16 protein-coding genes are annotated in these 14,706 nt (G+C 67.4%); 6 read left to right on the top strand and 10 right to left on the bottom strand.

Annotated features, from left to right (window positions below; all coding sequences use genetic code 11):
• Positions 1-164: 164 nt before the first annotated feature.
• Both upp and OC373_RS07625 read left to right on the top strand, forming a co-directional pair.
• Complete coding sequence (gene upp, locus OC373_RS07630) at positions 165-800, top strand: uracil phosphoribosyltransferase (RefSeq protein WP_019183235.1); 636 nt, start codon at positions 165-167, stop codon at positions 798-800.
• Between the two features lie 108 nt (positions 801-908).
• A complete protein-coding gene (locus OC373_RS07625) occupies positions 909-1,193 on the top strand; it encodes a PsiF family protein (protein ID WP_070427138.1) in 285 nt (94 codons plus the stop codon).
• Positions 1,194-1,332: 139 nt separating this feature from the next.
• Here the strand turns inward: OC373_RS07625 and OC373_RS07620 are convergent, their stop codons facing one another.
• The 6 genes from OC373_RS07620 to rsmD form a co-directional block, all read right to left on the bottom strand.
• On the bottom strand, positions 1,333-2,220 hold the full coding sequence (locus OC373_RS07620) for an MBL fold metallo-hydrolase (RefSeq protein ID WP_261997394.1): 888 nt from the start codon (positions 2,218-2,220) through the stop codon (positions 1,333-1,335).
• A 96-nt stretch (positions 2,221-2,316) separates the two neighbouring features.
• Positions 2,317-4,053, bottom strand: coding sequence for a gamma-glutamyltransferase (ggt, locus tag OC373_RS07615; protein ID WP_261997393.1), 1,737 nt, complete (start codon positions 4,051-4,053; stop codon positions 2,317-2,319).
• The gene (locus tag OC373_RS07610) at positions 4,050-4,334 is read right to left on the bottom strand and encodes a YfhL family 4Fe-4S dicluster ferredoxin (protein ID WP_070427136.1); all 285 of its coding nucleotides are present in this window, start codon (positions 4,332-4,334) and stop codon (positions 4,050-4,052) included. The genes ggt and OC373_RS07610 overlap by 4 nt, the downstream gene beginning before the upstream one ends.
• Positions 4,335-4,459: 125 nt before the next feature.
• Positions 4,460-4,951 carry a hypothetical protein gene (locus tag OC373_RS07605; RefSeq protein ID WP_070427135.1) on the bottom strand — a complete coding sequence of 164 codons (492 nt, stop codon included), beginning with the start codon at positions 4,949-4,951 and terminating at the stop codon, positions 4,460-4,462.
• A 47-nt stretch (positions 4,952-4,998) separates the two neighbouring features.
• The gene (gene coaD / locus OC373_RS07600; RefSeq protein WP_019183241.1) at positions 4,999-5,508 is read right to left on the bottom strand and encodes a pantetheine-phosphate adenylyltransferase; all 510 of its coding nucleotides are present in this window, start codon (positions 5,506-5,508) and stop codon (positions 4,999-5,001) included.
• Positions 5,509-5,515: 7 nt separating this feature from the next.
• Positions 5,516-6,118 carry a 16S rRNA (guanine(966)-N(2))-methyltransferase RsmD gene (rsmD, locus tag OC373_RS07595; protein WP_261997392.1) on the bottom strand — a complete coding sequence of 201 codons (603 nt, stop codon included), beginning with the start codon at positions 6,116-6,118 and terminating at the stop codon, positions 5,516-5,518.
• Positions 6,119-6,446: 328 nt separating this feature from the next.
• Between rsmD and htpG the strand changes: the two genes are divergently transcribed.
• The gene (gene htpG / locus OC373_RS07590; RefSeq protein ID WP_019183243.1) at positions 6,447-8,345 is read left to right on the top strand and encodes a molecular chaperone HtpG; all 1,899 of its coding nucleotides are present in this window, start codon (positions 6,447-6,449) and stop codon (positions 8,343-8,345) included.
• 91 nt (positions 8,346-8,436) lie between these two features.
• Here the strand turns inward: htpG and OC373_RS07585 are convergent, their stop codons facing one another.
• The gene (locus OC373_RS07585; RefSeq protein ID WP_070427132.1) at positions 8,437-8,733 is read right to left on the bottom strand and encodes a hypothetical protein; all 297 of its coding nucleotides are present in this window, start codon (positions 8,731-8,733) and stop codon (positions 8,437-8,439) included.
• A 167-nt stretch (positions 8,734-8,900) separates the two neighbouring features.
• On the opposite strand from OC373_RS07585, the gene ftsY reads away from it, so the two are divergent.
• From ftsY to OC373_RS07570, 3 genes are all read left to right on the top strand, one after another.
• A complete protein-coding gene (gene ftsY, locus OC373_RS07580) occupies positions 8,901-10,436 on the top strand; it encodes a signal recognition particle-docking protein FtsY (RefSeq protein WP_261997391.1) in 1,536 nt (511 codons plus the stop codon).
• A gap of 132 nt (positions 10,437-10,568) precedes the next feature.
• Positions 10,569-11,708: an A/G-specific adenine glycosylase gene (gene mutY, locus OC373_RS07575; RefSeq protein WP_261997390.1), complete on the top strand. Its 1,140-nt coding sequence runs from the start codon at positions 10,569-10,571 to the stop codon at positions 11,706-11,708.
• Between the two features lie 4 nt (positions 11,709-11,712).
• Positions 11,713-11,982 carry an oxidative damage protection protein gene (locus OC373_RS07570; RefSeq protein ID WP_019183247.1) on the top strand — a complete coding sequence of 90 codons (270 nt, stop codon included), beginning with the start codon at positions 11,713-11,715 and terminating at the stop codon, positions 11,980-11,982.
• Between the two features lie 188 nt (positions 11,983-12,170).
• Here OC373_RS07570 and OC373_RS07565 read toward each other — a convergent pair whose 3' ends face one another.
• From OC373_RS07565 to OC373_RS07555, 3 genes are all read right to left on the bottom strand, one after another.
• Complete coding sequence (locus tag OC373_RS07565) at positions 12,171-12,635, bottom strand: DUF6491 family protein (protein WP_261997389.1); 465 nt, start codon at positions 12,633-12,635, stop codon at positions 12,171-12,173.
• 105 nt (positions 12,636-12,740) lie between these two features.
• Positions 12,741-13,454, bottom strand: a complete 714-nt coding sequence (lolD, locus tag OC373_RS07560; RefSeq protein WP_261997388.1) for a lipoprotein-releasing ABC transporter ATP-binding protein LolD — start codon at positions 13,452-13,454, stop codon at positions 12,741-12,743.
• Positions 13,447-14,688: a lipoprotein-releasing ABC transporter permease subunit gene (locus OC373_RS07555; RefSeq protein ID WP_261997387.1), complete on the bottom strand. Its 1,242-nt coding sequence runs from the start codon at positions 14,686-14,688 to the stop codon at positions 13,447-13,449. Before OC373_RS07555 ends, lolD begins: the two co-directional genes overlap by 8 nt.
• Positions 14,689-14,706 lie beyond the last annotated feature (18 nt).

Here is a 14,706-nt window from a genome sequence, read left to right as displayed (position 1 = left end):
ACCATGCTCGGCTGCCTCGGGTTGACGGGTGCGCCGGTGATCGGCTTCGTCACTGGCGGGCCTGCCGAGCATGGCTCGGCACTACCGGGCATGGCGGCTTCGGCTTTTGGCTTCGGTTGGGCGTTGCGGCACACTAGTGACCTCTCCTCTCCCCTGATTCCCCCATGAAAATCGTCGAAGTGCGCCATCCGCTGGTGCAGCACAAGATCGGCCTGATGCGCGATGCGTCCCTGAGCACCAAGGACTTCCGCGAGCTGGCCAATGAACTCGGTGGGCTGCTGGCCTATGAGGCCACCGCCGACCTGGATACCGAAGCCCACACCATGGCCGGCTGGGCCGGCCCGGTCACGGTGCAGCGCATCGCCGGGGCCAAGATCACCGTGGTGCCGATCCTGCGCGCCGGCCTGGGCATGCTCAGTGGCGTGCTCTCGCTGATCCCCGCCGCGCGGGTGAGCGTGGTCGGCCTGCAGCGCGATGAGGAAACCCTGCAGCCGGTGCCCTACTTCGAGCGGCTGACCGGCCGCCTGGAAGAGCGCGATGCGCTGATCCTGGACCCGATGCTGGCCACCGGCGGCACCCTGATCGCCACCATCGACATGCTCAAACGCGCTGGCGCCCGCCGCATCAAGGGCATCTTCCTGGTCGCCGCGCCGGAAGGCATCGCCGCCGTGCAGGCCGTGCACCCGGACGTGGAGATCTTCACCGCCGCCATCGATGCCCAGCTCAACGAGAAGGGCTACATCCTGCCGGGCCTGGGCGATGCCGGCGACCGGATTTTCGGGACCCGCGTGGTCGGTTGATCCGCTCGTTCTGACCGGCGGCCAGCACCGGCCGCCGGTGCTTCACACGGCCTGGCCATGGCCGGGCAGAAGCTACGCGCACCATCAACCCGTGCGTGGAGCTGCGTCATGAAGACCCTGTCCCTGCTGGCCTGTCTGCTGTTTCTGGGTGGCCCTGTGATCGCCAGCGCGGCGACCGCGCAGCAACAGCGGATGGCCGAATGCTCGGCCAAGAACAAAGGCAAGACCGGCGAGGACTACAAAACTGCGCAGAAGGCCTGCCTGAGCGCTCCGGCGCCGACGGCGAGCACGCCGCAGGAGCGCATGAAGACCTGCAACGCCGATGCGGCCGCCAAGAAGCTGGCCGGCGATGCGCGCAAGACGTTCATGAGCGGGTGTTTGAAGGCGCATTGACGCGTTGAGCGGGTAATGCCCGCGGCCGTGGGTGCCGTGCCGACCAACGGTCGGCACCTACCGGTGTGCTTGCGCAGACGTTACTGCAGGGGGCCGCGCGGTGACACCGGCCCATGCGCGGCCGGATGTACCGCAGGCGTTACGCGAGCGCGCGGGCCTTCAGTTCGCCCTGTTCGTGCACGGTACCGAAGCGGCCCTTCTCATCGCGTGACACCTGCGCCAGCGCGCACTGCGGGTCGTGGGTGAAAAACAGATGGACGTTGCGGGCCAGTTTGTCTTCCAGGAAGCTGCGTTTCTCGTCGATCAGCAGTTCGGCGTTACGGTCGTAGCCCATGGTGATCGGTACGTGCACCCACGAGCGGCCGGGAATCAGGTCCGCACAGAACACCACCCCACCCCGCGCCTGGCCATCCACGCTTTCGGGGCCGATGATCTCTGCCAGCATCAGGCCCGGCGTGTGCCCGTTGCTGAAACTGAAACGCACGCTGTCGCCCAGCGTCCTGGAGTGCGGGCCGTCGACGATTTCCAGCCGACCGCTTGCCTGCAGCAGGCCAGGCAGTTCGGGGATGAAGCTGGCACGGTCGCGCGGGTGCGGATGCAGCGCGCGCGCCCAGTGCTCGGCGCCGACCAGGAAGGTCGCGTTCGGGAACAGCAGTTCGGGCGTGCGCCCTTCGCTCCACGGCGCCAGCAGGCCACCGGCATGATCGAAATGCAGATGGCTCAGCACCACCACGTCGATATCCTCGTGCTCGAAACCGGCCTCACGCAGGGATTCGATCAGCACATGGCCGGGTTCCTGCACGCCGTAGCGGTCACGCAGCTTCGGTTCGAAGAAGGCCCCGATACCGGTTTCGAACAGCACGGTCTTGCCCGCCAGCGGGCTGGCAAGCAGTGCACGGCAGGCCAGTTCGATCCGGTTGAGATCGTCCGGTGCCGCCCACTTTTCCCACACCGCGCGCGGGGCGTTGCCGAACATCGCACCGCCGTCGAGTTTCTGGGTGTTACCGCGGATGGACCATAGTTTCATTCGCAAATTATCGTCGCGTGCCCGTTAAATATTCGCTAGCCATCGCCCATGAAAAAACCCCGCCACTGGGACGGGGTTTCTCGTTTCTGCGGTCAATCAGTGCACCTGGCTGACCGCGGCGCTGCCGACCGGATTGCGCGGGTCGCTGCCGCCGCTGAGCACGTTGCTGCGACGGTCCCATTCCACGGTCTGCAGGTTGCCCCAGACGTGGCTGGAACCGCGGCCGCCAGCTGCGGTATCGCCGGGCAGGTCGATCTTGTGGCCCATCGCCTGCAGCTGCTTGATGGTGCCCACATCGAAGGTGCCGTCCTCGGCCTCGATCAGGTCCGGCAGCCACTGGTGGTGGTAGCGCGGCAGCGCGGCGACCTGCTGGGCGGTCAGGCCGTCGTCGTACCCCAGGATGCCCAGCAGCACCATGGTGATGATGCGGCTGCCACCGGGCGTGCCAAGCACCACGACCTTGTCGGCGGACTCCATGAAGGTCGGGGTCATCGAGCTGAGCATGCGCTTGCCCGGCTTGGGCGCATTGGCCGCATAGCCCATCACGCCGAAGGCGTTCGGCGTGCCCGGCTTCAGCGCGAAATCGTCCATTTCGTTGTTGAGCAGCACGCCGGTGCCGGACGGAATCAGGCCCGAGCCGTATAGCAGGTTCACGGTCTGAGTCGCGCCGACGCGGTTGCCTTCGCGGTCGATGATCGAGAAATGGGTGGTCTCGTCATCTTCCAGCGGGGTCGGGTTGCCCGACAGCAGATCACTGGGGGTGGCCTTGTCCGGGTGGATCGTGGCACGCAGGCCCTGCGCGTAATCCTTGCTGGTCAGCACCTTCTGCGGGATGTCCACGAAATCCGGATCGCCCAGGAAGAAGGTACGGTCGCGGTAGGCGCGGCGCATGGCTTCCACCACCAGATGGGTGCGGTGCGCCGGATCCATCGATTTCAGGTCCCAGCCTTCCAGGATCTGCAGCATGGCGGCCAACGCGATGCCACCGGACGACGGCGGCGAGGCGGTGGTGATGGTCCAGTCGCGGTACTTGAAGGCGATCGGCTCGCGCAGCTTGACCCGGTAGCCGGCCAGTTCCTCGGCGGTCCAGTGTCCGCCGGCCTGCTTCACGCCCTTGAGCAGCAGCTTGCCGGTCTCGCCCCGGTAGAAGCCATCGAAGCCCTGGTCGGCCAGGCGCTCCATGGTCTTGGCCAGTTCCGGCTGGCGGAACAGGTCGCCCTCGGCGATCGGCTTGCCGTTGCGCTCGTAGACCTCGCGCGTGCCGGGGTAGCGCTGCATCACCTCACGCCGGGACTGATAGCCCTTGGACATGCGCGCGTACACCGGGAAGCCCTCGCGCGCGATGCGCATCGCCGGCTCCAGCGAGGTCTTCAGCGGCAGCTTGCCGTGCTTGGAGGACAGTTCCACCAGCGCGGCCGGCAGGCCCGGGATACCGGCCGACCAGGCGCCGTTGACCGAACGGTCGCGGTCCAGGTCACCCTTCTTGTCGAGAAACGCCTCGGGCGTGGCGGACTGCGGCGCGGTTTCGCGCGCGTCCAGCATCACGTCCTTGCCGGTGGCCGCATCGTGCAGCAGGAAGAACCCGCCGCCGCCGAGGCCCGAGCTGATCGGCTCGACCACCGCCAGCGTGGCAGACACGGCCACGGCGGCGTCGAACGCGTTGCCGCCCTTGGCCAGGATCTCCATGCCCGCTTCCGTGGCCAGGTGATGGCCACTGGCGACGGCGGCGCCGTCAGGGTGTTTGGCCAGAACCGCCGGTGCGGATTCCGCGGCCCAGGCACTCGGGGCCACCAGCAGGACGAGCAGCAACCAACGACGCGACAGCGTTCTCATTTCGGCAGAAACTCCGTGACATACAATTCGGGATGATCGCGCTGCAGCCCGTGCAGCTTGGCCAGCAGGGCGTCCTGGGTTTCCGGAATGTCCGGATCGGGATCGATGCATTCGACCGGGCAGACGACCACGCACTGGGGTTCGTCGAAATGCCCCACGCACTCGGTGCAGCGGGCCGGATCGATCACGTAGATGGTTTCACCCATCGAAATGGCCTGATTGGGACAGGCCGGCTCACAGACGTCGCAATTGACGCAGAGCTCATTGATTTTCAGCGACATGGCGTTACTCCACGCCCGCGCCGGCGGATGAGAACCGGCCCACGCGGGCGCGCGGGCCGGTCATCGGTGACGCCCCTGCGGGCGCCACCCGGGCCGCGCACAAGGCACGGCCGCCACTGCACGGGTTACTTGGCTTCGACGAAGATGTACTCGGCGCCGGTCGGCTGGATGATCGACTGGACGCGGGCGTTGTCGGCGGCCTTGCCGATGAACACCACGCGCACACCCTTCATCGAGTCCGGCGAGACGTCCTTGAACACGGCCTGGATCATGTCGGCCATCTTGGCCGAGGCCGAGGAACCGAAGGCCAGCATGTTGCCCGGCTGCACGCCACGGGCGACGGCCTGGGTGGCGCTTTCGACCTGACGCTCATACTTGGCGGCGAATTCCGGATCCGATTCCGGCGAGAGGTAGTACAGGTACGGGCTGTTGCTGATGTTGCCCATGTTCTGCACGGCCACGGCCTGCAGGTACTTCTTCCAGCCGGCATCGTCATCGGCAGCCGGGGCGACCAGCGCCTGCTGGGCTTCGACGACCGGCGCGGCCTCTTCCTTCTTACAGGCGGTGAAGGCCAGCGCGAACGACGCGATCAACATGGCACGCATGGTGTTGTTCATGGAATTCCTCCCTTGGTGATTCTTGGTATGTATGGGTCTGACAGGTACTACGCTTGGCCCGACTTCGCTTCACGGACCTTGCGCAGTGCCTCAAGCACGGCGGACGGCACGAAGCCGGACACGTCGCCGCCCAGGCGGGCGATCTCGCGGACCAGCGAAGACGAAATGAAGCTGTGTTGCTCGGCCGGGGTCAGGAACAGGGTCTCGACCTCCGGGATCAGATGGCGGTTCATGCTCGCCATCTGGAATTCGTACTCGAAATCGGAGACCGCGCGCAGCCCGCGCAGCAGCACCCCGCCCTGCACCGAGCGCACGAAATGCGCCAGCAGGGTATCGAAACCACGCACTTCCACGTTGCGGTTGTGGCCCAGCGCATCACGGGCCAGCTGGACGCGCAGCTCCAGCGGCAGCGTCGGCCCCTTGGACGGGCTCTGCGCCACGCCCACCACCACCTTCTCGAACAGGGGTGCAGCGCGGTTCACCAGATCGATGTGACCGTTGGTGATCGGATCGAAGGTGCCCGGGTAGACAGCAATGCGGCGGTTGGCCACGGTCATACGTCAGCTACGCGTGTTGGTCTGGTGAAAGTGTAGCAGTGGCGCGGCGATACAGGGCAAAACGGACCTCCCGGGTGCCCCCCTCGCGGTGCAGCAGCCACGGCGCGGGCATCTTCGGCGCCTGATCGGCCGGGGACTCCACGTACACCCAGGCATCAGGTGCCAGATGCGGGGGCAGTCCCGCCATCACGGCCTCCCACAGCCCATCGTCGAACGGCGGATCGACGAACGCGATATCCGCCAGCGGTCCGGCCGGCTGCCGCAGCCACTGCAGCGCATCGGCCTGCACCACGGCGATCTGGTCCTGCGCCCCCAGCCTGGCGACCGACTCGCGCAGCTGCCGGGACAATGCGGCATCGCGCTCCACCAGCGTGGCCTGCGCCGCCCCGCGCGAGACCGCTTCCAGCCCCAGCGCCCCGCTGCCGGCGAACAGATCCAGCACCCGCGCCCCGCCCAGGCGCGGCATCAGCCAGTTGAACAGCGTCTCGCGCACCCGGTCACTGCTGGGCCGCAGCCCCGGCGACAACGGCACCGGCAGCTTCGTATTGCGCCATTTGCCCCCGATAATCCGCACCTGGCCCACGGCAGCGGCCGGCTGACGCGGTTTCATGCGGGGCTCCGGAGACAGATGGAAGCGGGATGGGCGAACGGGCGGGAGAGAGTCATGGGCACAGATGGCAGGTAGTTCAGGACAATATTCTAGGCGGTCCGGTCGCTGTCTCTGCCAGGCATCCCGATGCTGGCATGAAATGCAGCCACGCATGGCGTGGCTCTACCTGTCGCACGTCCGACCTACCTTGTAGAGGCAGGCGCCGCACTCCTGCTTGCGATTCGGCCCCGAAGGCTGCCGACACTCTTGAATTCGGGACAATCCACCCCTACCCCTTGAGCCAGCCGCCGCGCCGGGCGCGGCAATGTCCCAAGGAGCAACACGACCCATGACCGTGCAGACCCAAAAAGAAACCCTGGGCTTCCAGACCGAAGTCAAACAGCTGCTGCAGTTGATGATCCACTCGCTGTACTCCAACAAGGAAATCTTCCTTCGCGAGCTCATCTCCAACGCGGCCGATGCCTCGGACAAACTGCGCTTCGAAGCGCTGACCCAGCCGGCCCTGCTTGAGAACGACGGCGACCTGCGCATCCGCGTCAGCTTCGATGCCACCGCCAACACCCTGACCATCGACGACAACGGCATCGGCATGAGCCGTGACGAAGCGATCGCCCACCTGGGCACCATCGCCAAGTCCGGCACCGGCGACTTCCTGCGCCAGCTCTCCGGCGACCAGAAGAAGGATTCGCAGCTGATCGGCCAGTTCGGCGTCGGCTTCTACAGCGCCTTCATCGTCGCCGACCAGGTGGACGTCTACTCCCGCCGTGCCGGCCTGCCCGCCAGCGAGGGCGTGCACTGGTCCTCGCGCGGCGAAGGCGAGTTCGACGTGGAAAGCATCGACAAGCCCGAGCGCGGCACCCGCATCGTGCTGCACCTCAAGGATGACCAGCGCGACTTCGCCGATGGCTGGCGCCTGCGCGGCATCATCAAAAAGTACTCCGACCACATCGGCCTGCCGATCCAGATGGCCAAGGAACACCACGGCGAAGATGCCCCGGCCGAGGTCGAATGGGAAACCGTCAACCGTGCCAGCGCGCTGTGGACCCGCCCGCGCACCGAGATCACCGACGCCGAGTACCAGGAGTTCTACAAGCACGCCGCGCATGACCACCAGGATCCGCTGGCGTGGAGCCACAACAAGGTTGAAGGCAAGCTGGAGTACACCTCTCTGCTGTACGTGCCCGGCCATGCGCCGTTCGATCTGTACCACCGTGACGCGCCCAAGGGCCTGAAGCTGTACGTGCAGCGTGTGTTCGTGATGGACCAGGCCGAGCAGTTCCTGCCGCTGTACCTGCGTTTCATCAAGGGCGTGGTGGATTCCAACGATCTCTCGCTGAACGTTTCGCGTGAAATCCTGCAGTCCGGCCCGGTCATCGATTCGATGAAGTCGGCGCTGACCAAGCGTTCGCTGGACATGCTGGAGAAACTGGCCAAGGACAAGCCGGAGGTCTATGCGGGCTTCTGGAAGCAGTTCGGCCAGGTGCTCAAGGAAGGCCCGGCCGAGGACTACGGCAACCGCGAGAAGATCGCCGGCCTGCTGCGCTTCGCCTCCACCCATGACGACAGCGGCGAGCCGAGCGTCTCGCTGGCCGATTACGTGGGCCGCATGATCGAAGGCCAGGACAAGATCTACTTCCTGACCGGCGACAGCTACACCCAGGTCAAGGACAGCCCGCACCTGGAGGTGTTCCGCAAGAAGGGCGTGGAGGTGTTGCTGCTTACCGACCGCATCGACGAATGGTTGATGGGGTACCTGACCGAGTTCGACGGCAAGTCGTTCGTCGATGTCGCGCGTGGCGATCTGGACCTGGGCGCGCTGGAAACCGCCGAAGACAAGCAGGCCCAGGAAGCCGTGGCCAAGGACAAGCAGGCGCTGGTGGACCGTATCAAGGCCGCACTAGGCGATGACGTGGCCGACGTGCGCGTCTCACACCGCCTGACCGACTCTCCGGCGATCCTGGCGATCGGCGAACAGGACCTGGGCCTGCAGATGCGCCAGATTCTGGAAGCCAGCGGCCAGAAGGTGCCCGACAGCAAGCCGGTGTTCGAGTTCAACCCCGGCCATCCGCTGATCGGCAAGCTGGACCAGGAAGGCGATGCCGCGCGCTTCGATGACCTCAGCCGCGTCCTGTTCGACCAGGCCGCGCTGGCCGCGGGCGACACGCTGAAGGACCCGGCGGCGTATGTGCGCCGGCTCAACAAGCTGTTGCTGGAGCTGTCGGCGTAAGTCGCTCTGCGGGTGGGTGCCGGCCAAGGGTCGGCACCTGCCGGCGTTGATGATGCGTGGCGCCGGACCGTGGCCGGCGTGCGCGATCGAGTCAGGCCCAGCGGTCGAGCAAGGTGCCCAGCATCTGGTCCTGGCGGCGGAGCACGGTCGCGTTGGCGGCGAACGCCAGCGCGGCTTCTTTGGCCGTGAGCAGGTCCGCGATCGGCGCATTGGCATCGTCGGGCGCGGTGATCACGCTGGCAGTGACGCCGCCACCTGCCGCTGCAGTCTGCGCGACGCCAAGGCGGGTCGCATCCGTGACCGGCAACCGTGCCACGTTGGACGCGGCGGTCTGTACCCCGAGCGAGGCGGCACGCATGCCGGCACTGGCAATGGACATCACGCTCATCGGTCACCGTTTTCTGCTGTTCCGGCCGCGCCGGCATGGCGCAGCCCTTCACAACCGGTAACGGCCGCATCGGCCATTACTTGAGTCCCGCCCCACCGCACCTGCACGCCCATGGGCCTTCGGGGCGCAGTGGTAGCATACCCCTCTGATTTCAGCGTCTTTTGCCAATGCTCAGCTTCTTCCGTCGCAAAAAGCCCCAGGACGCCCCGCAAGAGGCGGCCAAAACCCAGCATTACTCCACCGAGGAGCTGGCAGCCGCGTTCCCGCAGGCCAATCCCCAGCCTGCAGAACCGCCGGCGCCTGCGCCGCTGCCGCCCGCAGCGGAAGCCCCGGTGCCTGCCGTCGCGCCGACTGCCCCCGCAGAGCGCGTGATCGCGCCGACCCCGGAGGTTCCCGCCCCGGCAGTTGCGACCCCGGTCGTGCCGGCCCCCGTTGTCCCTGCGCCCGTGGTCGCACCGCCTGCCGCCCCGCCGCCGGTCGCGCCGGCACCTGTAGTGACCGCGCCGGTTGTCCCGACTCCGGCTGCTCCTGCACCTGTCGTCGCGGCGCCGGCTCCAGCAGCTCCCGCGGAAGACCGCGCGGCACCGGCCACCCCGAGCCCGGCACCGGCCGCCCCGGTGAGCGCGCCTGCGCCGGCCGTCGTTGAGCCGCCGGTGGCTGCTCCGGCCGTGCCCGCCGCGCTCGCTCCGGCCGTCCCGGCAGCCCCGGCACCCCCGCCTGCTCCGGCTGCCCCGGTCATCGTGACCGAGCGCCCGTCCTCCCAGGACGTCGCCCCCGCCGCGGCCGGCAAGAGCGGCTGGCGCGAGCGCCTGCGCAACAGCGTGATCGCCCGCAGCTTCGGCGGCCTGTTCTCGCGCAATCCCAAGCTCGATGACGACCTGCTCGATGAGCTGGAAACTGCGCTGATCACCGCCGATGTCGGCGTCGGTGCGACCACCGCGCTGGTGGAAGGCCTGCGCAAGCGCATGAAGGCGCGCGAGTTCGCCGATGCCAATGCGCTGCTCACCGCGCTGCGCGCCGAGCTGATCGCCATCCTGCAGCCGGTCGCCAAGCCGCTGGTGATCGACCGCACCGCCAAGCCGTTCGTGGTGCTCACCGTCGGCGTCAACGGCGTCGGCAAGACCACCACCATCGGCAAGCTGGCCAAGCGCTTCAAGGATGACGGGCACAGCCTGATGCTGGCCGCCGGCGATACCTTCCGTGCCGCCGCTGTCGCGCAGCTGCAGGCCTGGGGCGAGCGCAACGGTGTGGCCGTGGTCGCCCAGGGCCAGAATGCCGACGCGGCCTCGGTCGCCTTCGATGCGCTGCAGGCCGGCAAGGCGCGCGGCACCGAAGTGCTGATCGCCGATACCGCCGGCCGCCTGCATACCCAGGCTGGCCTGATGAACGAGCTCGGCAAGATCCGCCGCGTGCTCGGCAAGATCGATGCCGATGCGCCGCATGAAGTGCTGATGGTCATCGATGGCACCACCGGGCAGAACGCGCTCTCGCAGCTGCGTCAGTTCCATGCCGCGGTCAACGTGACCGGGTTGGTGGTGACCAAGCTGGACGGCACCGCCAAGGGCGGCGTGGTGTTCGCGCTGGCCCGCGAGTTCGGCATTCCGATCCGCTTCTGCGGCATCGGCGAGCGCCCGGAAGACCTGCGCGTGTTCGATCCGGAGGCCTTTGTCGACGCCTTGCTGCCCGAAGCACTCGGCGCCTGATCACCGCCGGGCCAGGCAGCGGCTTCACTGGTAGAGCCACCCCATGGGTGGCTGCTTCACCTCCGTGACCGGTCTCCCCGGCTGCCGATGCAGCCACGCATGGCGTGGCACCAGCCCTTCTCCGGAAACTGCATGACCCGCCAGCCTCCCGCCAGCGCCGTATTGCCTGCCGACGATGTGTTCGTTTCCCGGCTGCTGCACTGGTTCGATGACCATGGCCGGCACGACCTGCCCTGGCAGCACCCGCGCTCGCCGTACCGGGTGTGGCTGTCGGAGATCATGCTGCAGCAGACCCAGGTCAGCACGGTCATCCCGTACTTCCTGAAGTTCCTGGACGTATTCCCGACCCTGCCCGACCTGGCCGCAGCCAGCAATGATGCGGTGATGGCGCAGTGGGCGGGGCTGGGCTACTACGCCCGTGCACGCAACCTGCATGCCGCCGCGCAGCGCTGCGTCGAGCTGCATGCCGGCGAGCTGCCGCGTGATTTCGATGCCCTGCATGCGCTGCCGGGCATCGGCCGCAGCACCGCCGGCGCAATTCTCAGCCAGGCCTGGAATGATCGGTTCGCGATCCTGGATGGCAACGTCAAACGCGTGCTGACCCGCTATCACGGCATCGAGGGCTTCCCCGGCCTGCCGGCGGTCGAGAAGCAACTGTGGGCGGTCGCCGAGGCGCACGCGGCGCAGGTACCCGCGACCCGCATGGTCGATTACACCCAGGCGCAGATGGACTTGGGCGCCAGCGTCTGCAGCCGCAGCAGGCCTGCCTGCGTGATCTGTCCGCTGCAGGCGACCTGCGTCGCACGGCGCGAAGGCCGTACCGATCAGCTGCCGACACCGAAGCCGGGCAAGACCCTGCCCGAACGCGAGGCGGTGGCGCTGCTGCTGCGCGATGCGCGCGGCCGCGTGCTGCTGCAGAAGCGGCCGGACACCGGCATTTGGGCGCAGCTGTGGACCCTGCCCCAGGCTGACAGCGGCATCGCCCTGCAGGACTGGTTCGATGCGCATATCGAGGGCTCGCTGGACGATGCCGAGCCGCTGCCGGTGCTGGAGCACACCTTCAGCCACTACCGGCTGCATCTGCAGGTACTGGTGGCAACGGTTCAGGGCTTGCGACGCGAGGATGCCGGCGTACGCTGGGTCGCTGCCGAAGAGTTGGCCACGCTGGGCCTGCCCGCACCGATCCGCAAGCTGCTCCAGACCGGTGCACCGCCCGCTCAGCCCAAGCGCCGTACAATGCGGCGCGCAGCAACATCCCAAGACAACGAGTAACGCTATGCCCCGCACCGTTTTCTGCCAGTACGAACAACGCGACGCCGAAGGCCTGGACTTCGTGCCCTACCCCGGCGAGCTGGGCCAGCGCATCTTCAACCACATCGGCAAGCCGGCCTGGGCCGCGTGGCTGGCGCACCAGACCATGCTGATCAACGAGAACCGGCTGTCGCCGCGCGATCCCAAGCACCGTGCGTTCCTGGAAGAGGAACTGGTGAAATATCTGTTCAGCGGTGGCGCGGAGAAGCCGGCCGGGTTCGTTCCGGAGGCGTGACCGGGTCTGATACCGACCAACGGTCGGTATCTACCGCGAGGGTGGGGACCGCGACGTTGTCGGCGGCCGCGAGGTTCTTGGCGGCCGCGAAGTTGTTGGCGATAGCGAGGTTGTTGGCGATCGCCAGGTTGTGGCGACCGCGAGATCGCGGCGCATCCTCCATAGGCCTTGGCCGCGAGCGGCAGGCACTACCGGGTCGGCGACTGCTGGCCATCTTCGCGCTCCTGCACCTGCGCCTGGCGCAGCGCCTGTTCCGAGCTGCGCAGCGCCTTGGTATCGAGCTTGCGGATGCTGCTGATGAAGCACGGCATGTTCATCGGCCCCGGCGTGGGGTCGTGCACCAGCACCTTGTCGAAGCGGGCCGACACACGGCCGACCCGGCTGGTCAGGCCGATCGCCGGGGCGTAGTCCAGCCCCTGGCACGGCCCGGCCAGTTCCAGCAGATAGCCTTCGCTTGGGCGCGTCCACACCGCCAGCGCGCTCTCGCCCAGTTCGGTCCAGCCGGACAACGACCCGTACAACGGCATGTCCTGCTGCGGCGGACCGGCGTGCGCGCGGTACAGATCAAGCTTCTGCGCGGTGGACAGGCGGCCGGTACTGGCGCACGCGGCCAGCCCAAGGCACAGGGCCGCGATGGCAAGGGTCTGCTTCACGACGCCTCCTGCTGGGGAATGTGCGCCGATCATGCGCCGCCCGGCGTGGTCCCGGCGAGAGGAACCCGCCGGGTGTTCAGCGCTCAGGCAGGCAGCGCTGCCTGCTCAGACCTCGCTGTGGGCCAGGCTGTGCAGCCGCCCTTCGCGCAGTTCCAGCACGCGGTCCAGCTTGCGTGCCAGCGAGCGGTCGTGGGTCACCAGCACCAGGCTGGTGTGGTGCGCGCGGTTGAGCTCGAGCATCAGCTCGAACACGGTCGCGGCGGTCTTGTCGTCCAGGTTGCCGGTGGGCTCGTCGCCGAGCACGCAGGCCGGGCGGTTGACCAGGGCGCGGGCCACGGCGGCACGCTGGCGCTCACCGCCGGAGAGCTCGCCCGGCTTGTGGTCCACCCGGTGCCCCAGGCCGACCGATTCCAGCAACGCCTGCGCACGGTTGCGCGCGTCAGCCACTTCTTCGCCCCCAAGCAGCACCGGCATCATCACGTTTTCCAGCGCGGTGAATTCGGGCAGCAGGTGATGGAACTGGTAGACGAAGCCGAGGGCGCGGTTGCGCAGGCGGCCACGCTGGCTGTCGGACAGGCCGGACATGCGCTGGCCGGCCACATAGACCTCGCCCGCCGTCGGCGTATCCAGGCCACCCAGCAGGTGCAGCAGGGTGCTCTTGCCGGCGCCGGAGGCGCCGATGATGGCCACGGTGTCGCCGGCGGCCACGCGCAGGTCCAGCCCGTTGAACACCGGGGTCTGCATGCGGCCTTCGGCATAGGTCTTGGCCAGCGCTTCGGCGCGGATGACTTCCTGGCCCAGGGTGAGTGCTTCATTCATAACGCAGGGCCTCCGCCGGCTGGGTACATGCCGCGCGCCAGGCGGGATACAGGGTGGCAAGGAAGCTCATGACCAGCGCCACGGCGGTGATCATGATGATGTCCGGGGTCTGCATGTCGGTCGGCAGGCCGGTGATGTAGTACACGTCCTCCGGCAGCAGCTTGACGTTGAACAGCGTCTCGATCGCGCCGAGGATGCGCTCCAGGTTCAAGGTCAGGGTGATGCCACCGATCACGCCCAGCACGGTGCCGAAGATGCCGATCAGCGAGCCCTGCACCATGAACACCTGCATCACCCCGCCCGGGGTCAGGCCCAGGGTGCGCAGGATCGCGATGTCGGCCTGCTTGTCGGTGACCAGCATCACCTGCGAGGAGACCAGGTTGAACGCGCCCATGGCGATGATCAGCGAGAGCAGGATGCCCATCACCACCTTCTCCATGCGCAGCGAGTGGTAGAGGTTGGCGTTCTGCTGGGTCCAGTCACTGACGCGGTAGGCACCGGTCAGGTTGTGGGCCAGATCGACGCCAACGTCCAGCGCCTTGTCCATGTCGTGCAGCTTCAGGCGCACACCGGTGACGCCATCGATGCGCAGCACCTTTTCCAGATCGGCCATGTTGGCGTAGGCCACGCCGCGGTCGACCTCGTTGTAACCGGCCTCGAAGATGCCGCTCACGGTGAAGCGCTTCATGCGCGGGATCGCGCCGATCGGCGTGCCCTGCACTTCCGCCAGGGTCACCAGCACCGTATCGCCCACGCCGACGCCGAGGTAGATCGCCAGTTCCTGGCCCACCAGCAGGTTGTAGCTGCCTGCGGTCAGGCTGTCGAAGCTGCCCTTCTTGACCTTCTGGTTGATGACCGAGACGTTCGGCTCCAGCGCCGGGTCGATGCCCTGCACGATGGCGCCCTGCACGCGGGGGCCGCTGAGCATGGCCTGGATTTCGATGTACGGCGCCGCGCCGGCGACACGCGGGTCCTTTTTCGCCACCTCCACCGCATGCGCCCAATCGGCCATCGGGGCGCCGTCGGTGGTGATGGTGGTATGCGCGGTCATCTGCAGCAGCCGGTCGCGGATTTCCTTCTGGAAACCGCTCATGACCGCCAGCGTGGTGATCAGCACGGTCACGCCCAGCGCGATGCCGAGGATCGAGGCCATGGAGATGAAGGAGATGAAGCCGTTGCGGCGTTTGGCGCGCAGGTAGCGCAGGCCAATCGAGACAGGTATGGGTTTGAACATGCAGGTACGCCGGACAAT

The sequence above is a fragment of the Stenotrophomonas sp. Ste96 genome (assembly GCF_024519495.1).
In the GTDB taxonomy this organism is placed as follows: Bacteria; Pseudomonadota; Gammaproteobacteria; order Xanthomonadales; family Xanthomonadaceae; genus Stenotrophomonas; species Stenotrophomonas bentonitica_A.
The sequence above is the reverse complement of the archived record's forward strand: the minus strand, read 5'-3'. Positions and strand labels throughout refer to the sequence as shown.

Bases quoted from the DNA above. Each gene is read 5' to 3' on its own strand.
- upp (WP_019183235.1), top strand. From the start codon at position 165: ATGAAAATCGTCGAAGTGCGCCATCCGCTGGTGCAGCACAAGATCGGC.
- OC373_RS07625 (WP_070427138.1), top strand. From the start codon at position 909: ATGAAGACCCTGTCCCTGCTGGCCTGTCTGCTGTTTCTGGGTGGCCCT.
- OC373_RS07620 (WP_261997394.1), bottom strand. From the start codon at position 2,220: ATGAAACTATGGTCCATCCGCGGTAACACCCAGAAACTCGACGGCGGT.
- ggt (WP_261997393.1), bottom strand. From the start codon at position 4,053: ATGAGAACGCTGTCGCGTCGTTGGTTGCTGCTCGTCCTGCTGGTGGCC.
- OC373_RS07610 (WP_070427136.1), bottom strand. From the start codon at position 4,334: ATGTCGCTGAAAATCAATGAGCTCTGCGTCAATTGCGACGTCTGTGAG.
- OC373_RS07605 (WP_070427135.1), bottom strand. From the start codon at position 4,951: ATGAACAACACCATGCGTGCCATGTTGATCGCGTCGTTCGCGCTGGCC.
- coaD (WP_019183241.1), bottom strand. From the start codon at position 5,508: ATGACCGTGGCCAACCGCCGCATTGCTGTCTACCCGGGCACCTTCGAT.
- rsmD (WP_261997392.1), bottom strand. From the start codon at position 6,118: ATGAAACCGCGTCAGCCGGCCGCTGCCGTGGGCCAGGTGCGGATTATC.
- htpG (WP_019183243.1), top strand. From the start codon at position 6,447: ATGACCGTGCAGACCCAAAAAGAAACCCTGGGCTTCCAGACCGAAGTC.
- OC373_RS07585 (WP_070427132.1), bottom strand. From the start codon at position 8,733: ATGAGCGTGATGTCCATTGCCAGTGCCGGCATGCGTGCCGCCTCGCTC.
- ftsY (WP_261997391.1), top strand. From the start codon at position 8,901: ATGCTCAGCTTCTTCCGTCGCAAAAAGCCCCAGGACGCCCCGCAAGAG.
- mutY (WP_261997390.1), top strand. From the start codon at position 10,569: ATGACCCGCCAGCCTCCCGCCAGCGCCGTATTGCCTGCCGACGATGTG.
- OC373_RS07570 (WP_019183247.1), top strand. From the start codon at position 11,713: ATGCCCCGCACCGTTTTCTGCCAGTACGAACAACGCGACGCCGAAGGC.
- lolD (WP_261997388.1), bottom strand. From the start codon at position 13,454: ATGAATGAAGCACTCACCCTGGGCCAGGAAGTCATCCGCGCCGAAGCG.
- OC373_RS07555 (WP_261997387.1), bottom strand. From the start codon at position 14,688: ATGTTCAAACCCATACCTGTCTCGATTGGCCTGCGCTACCTGCGCGCC.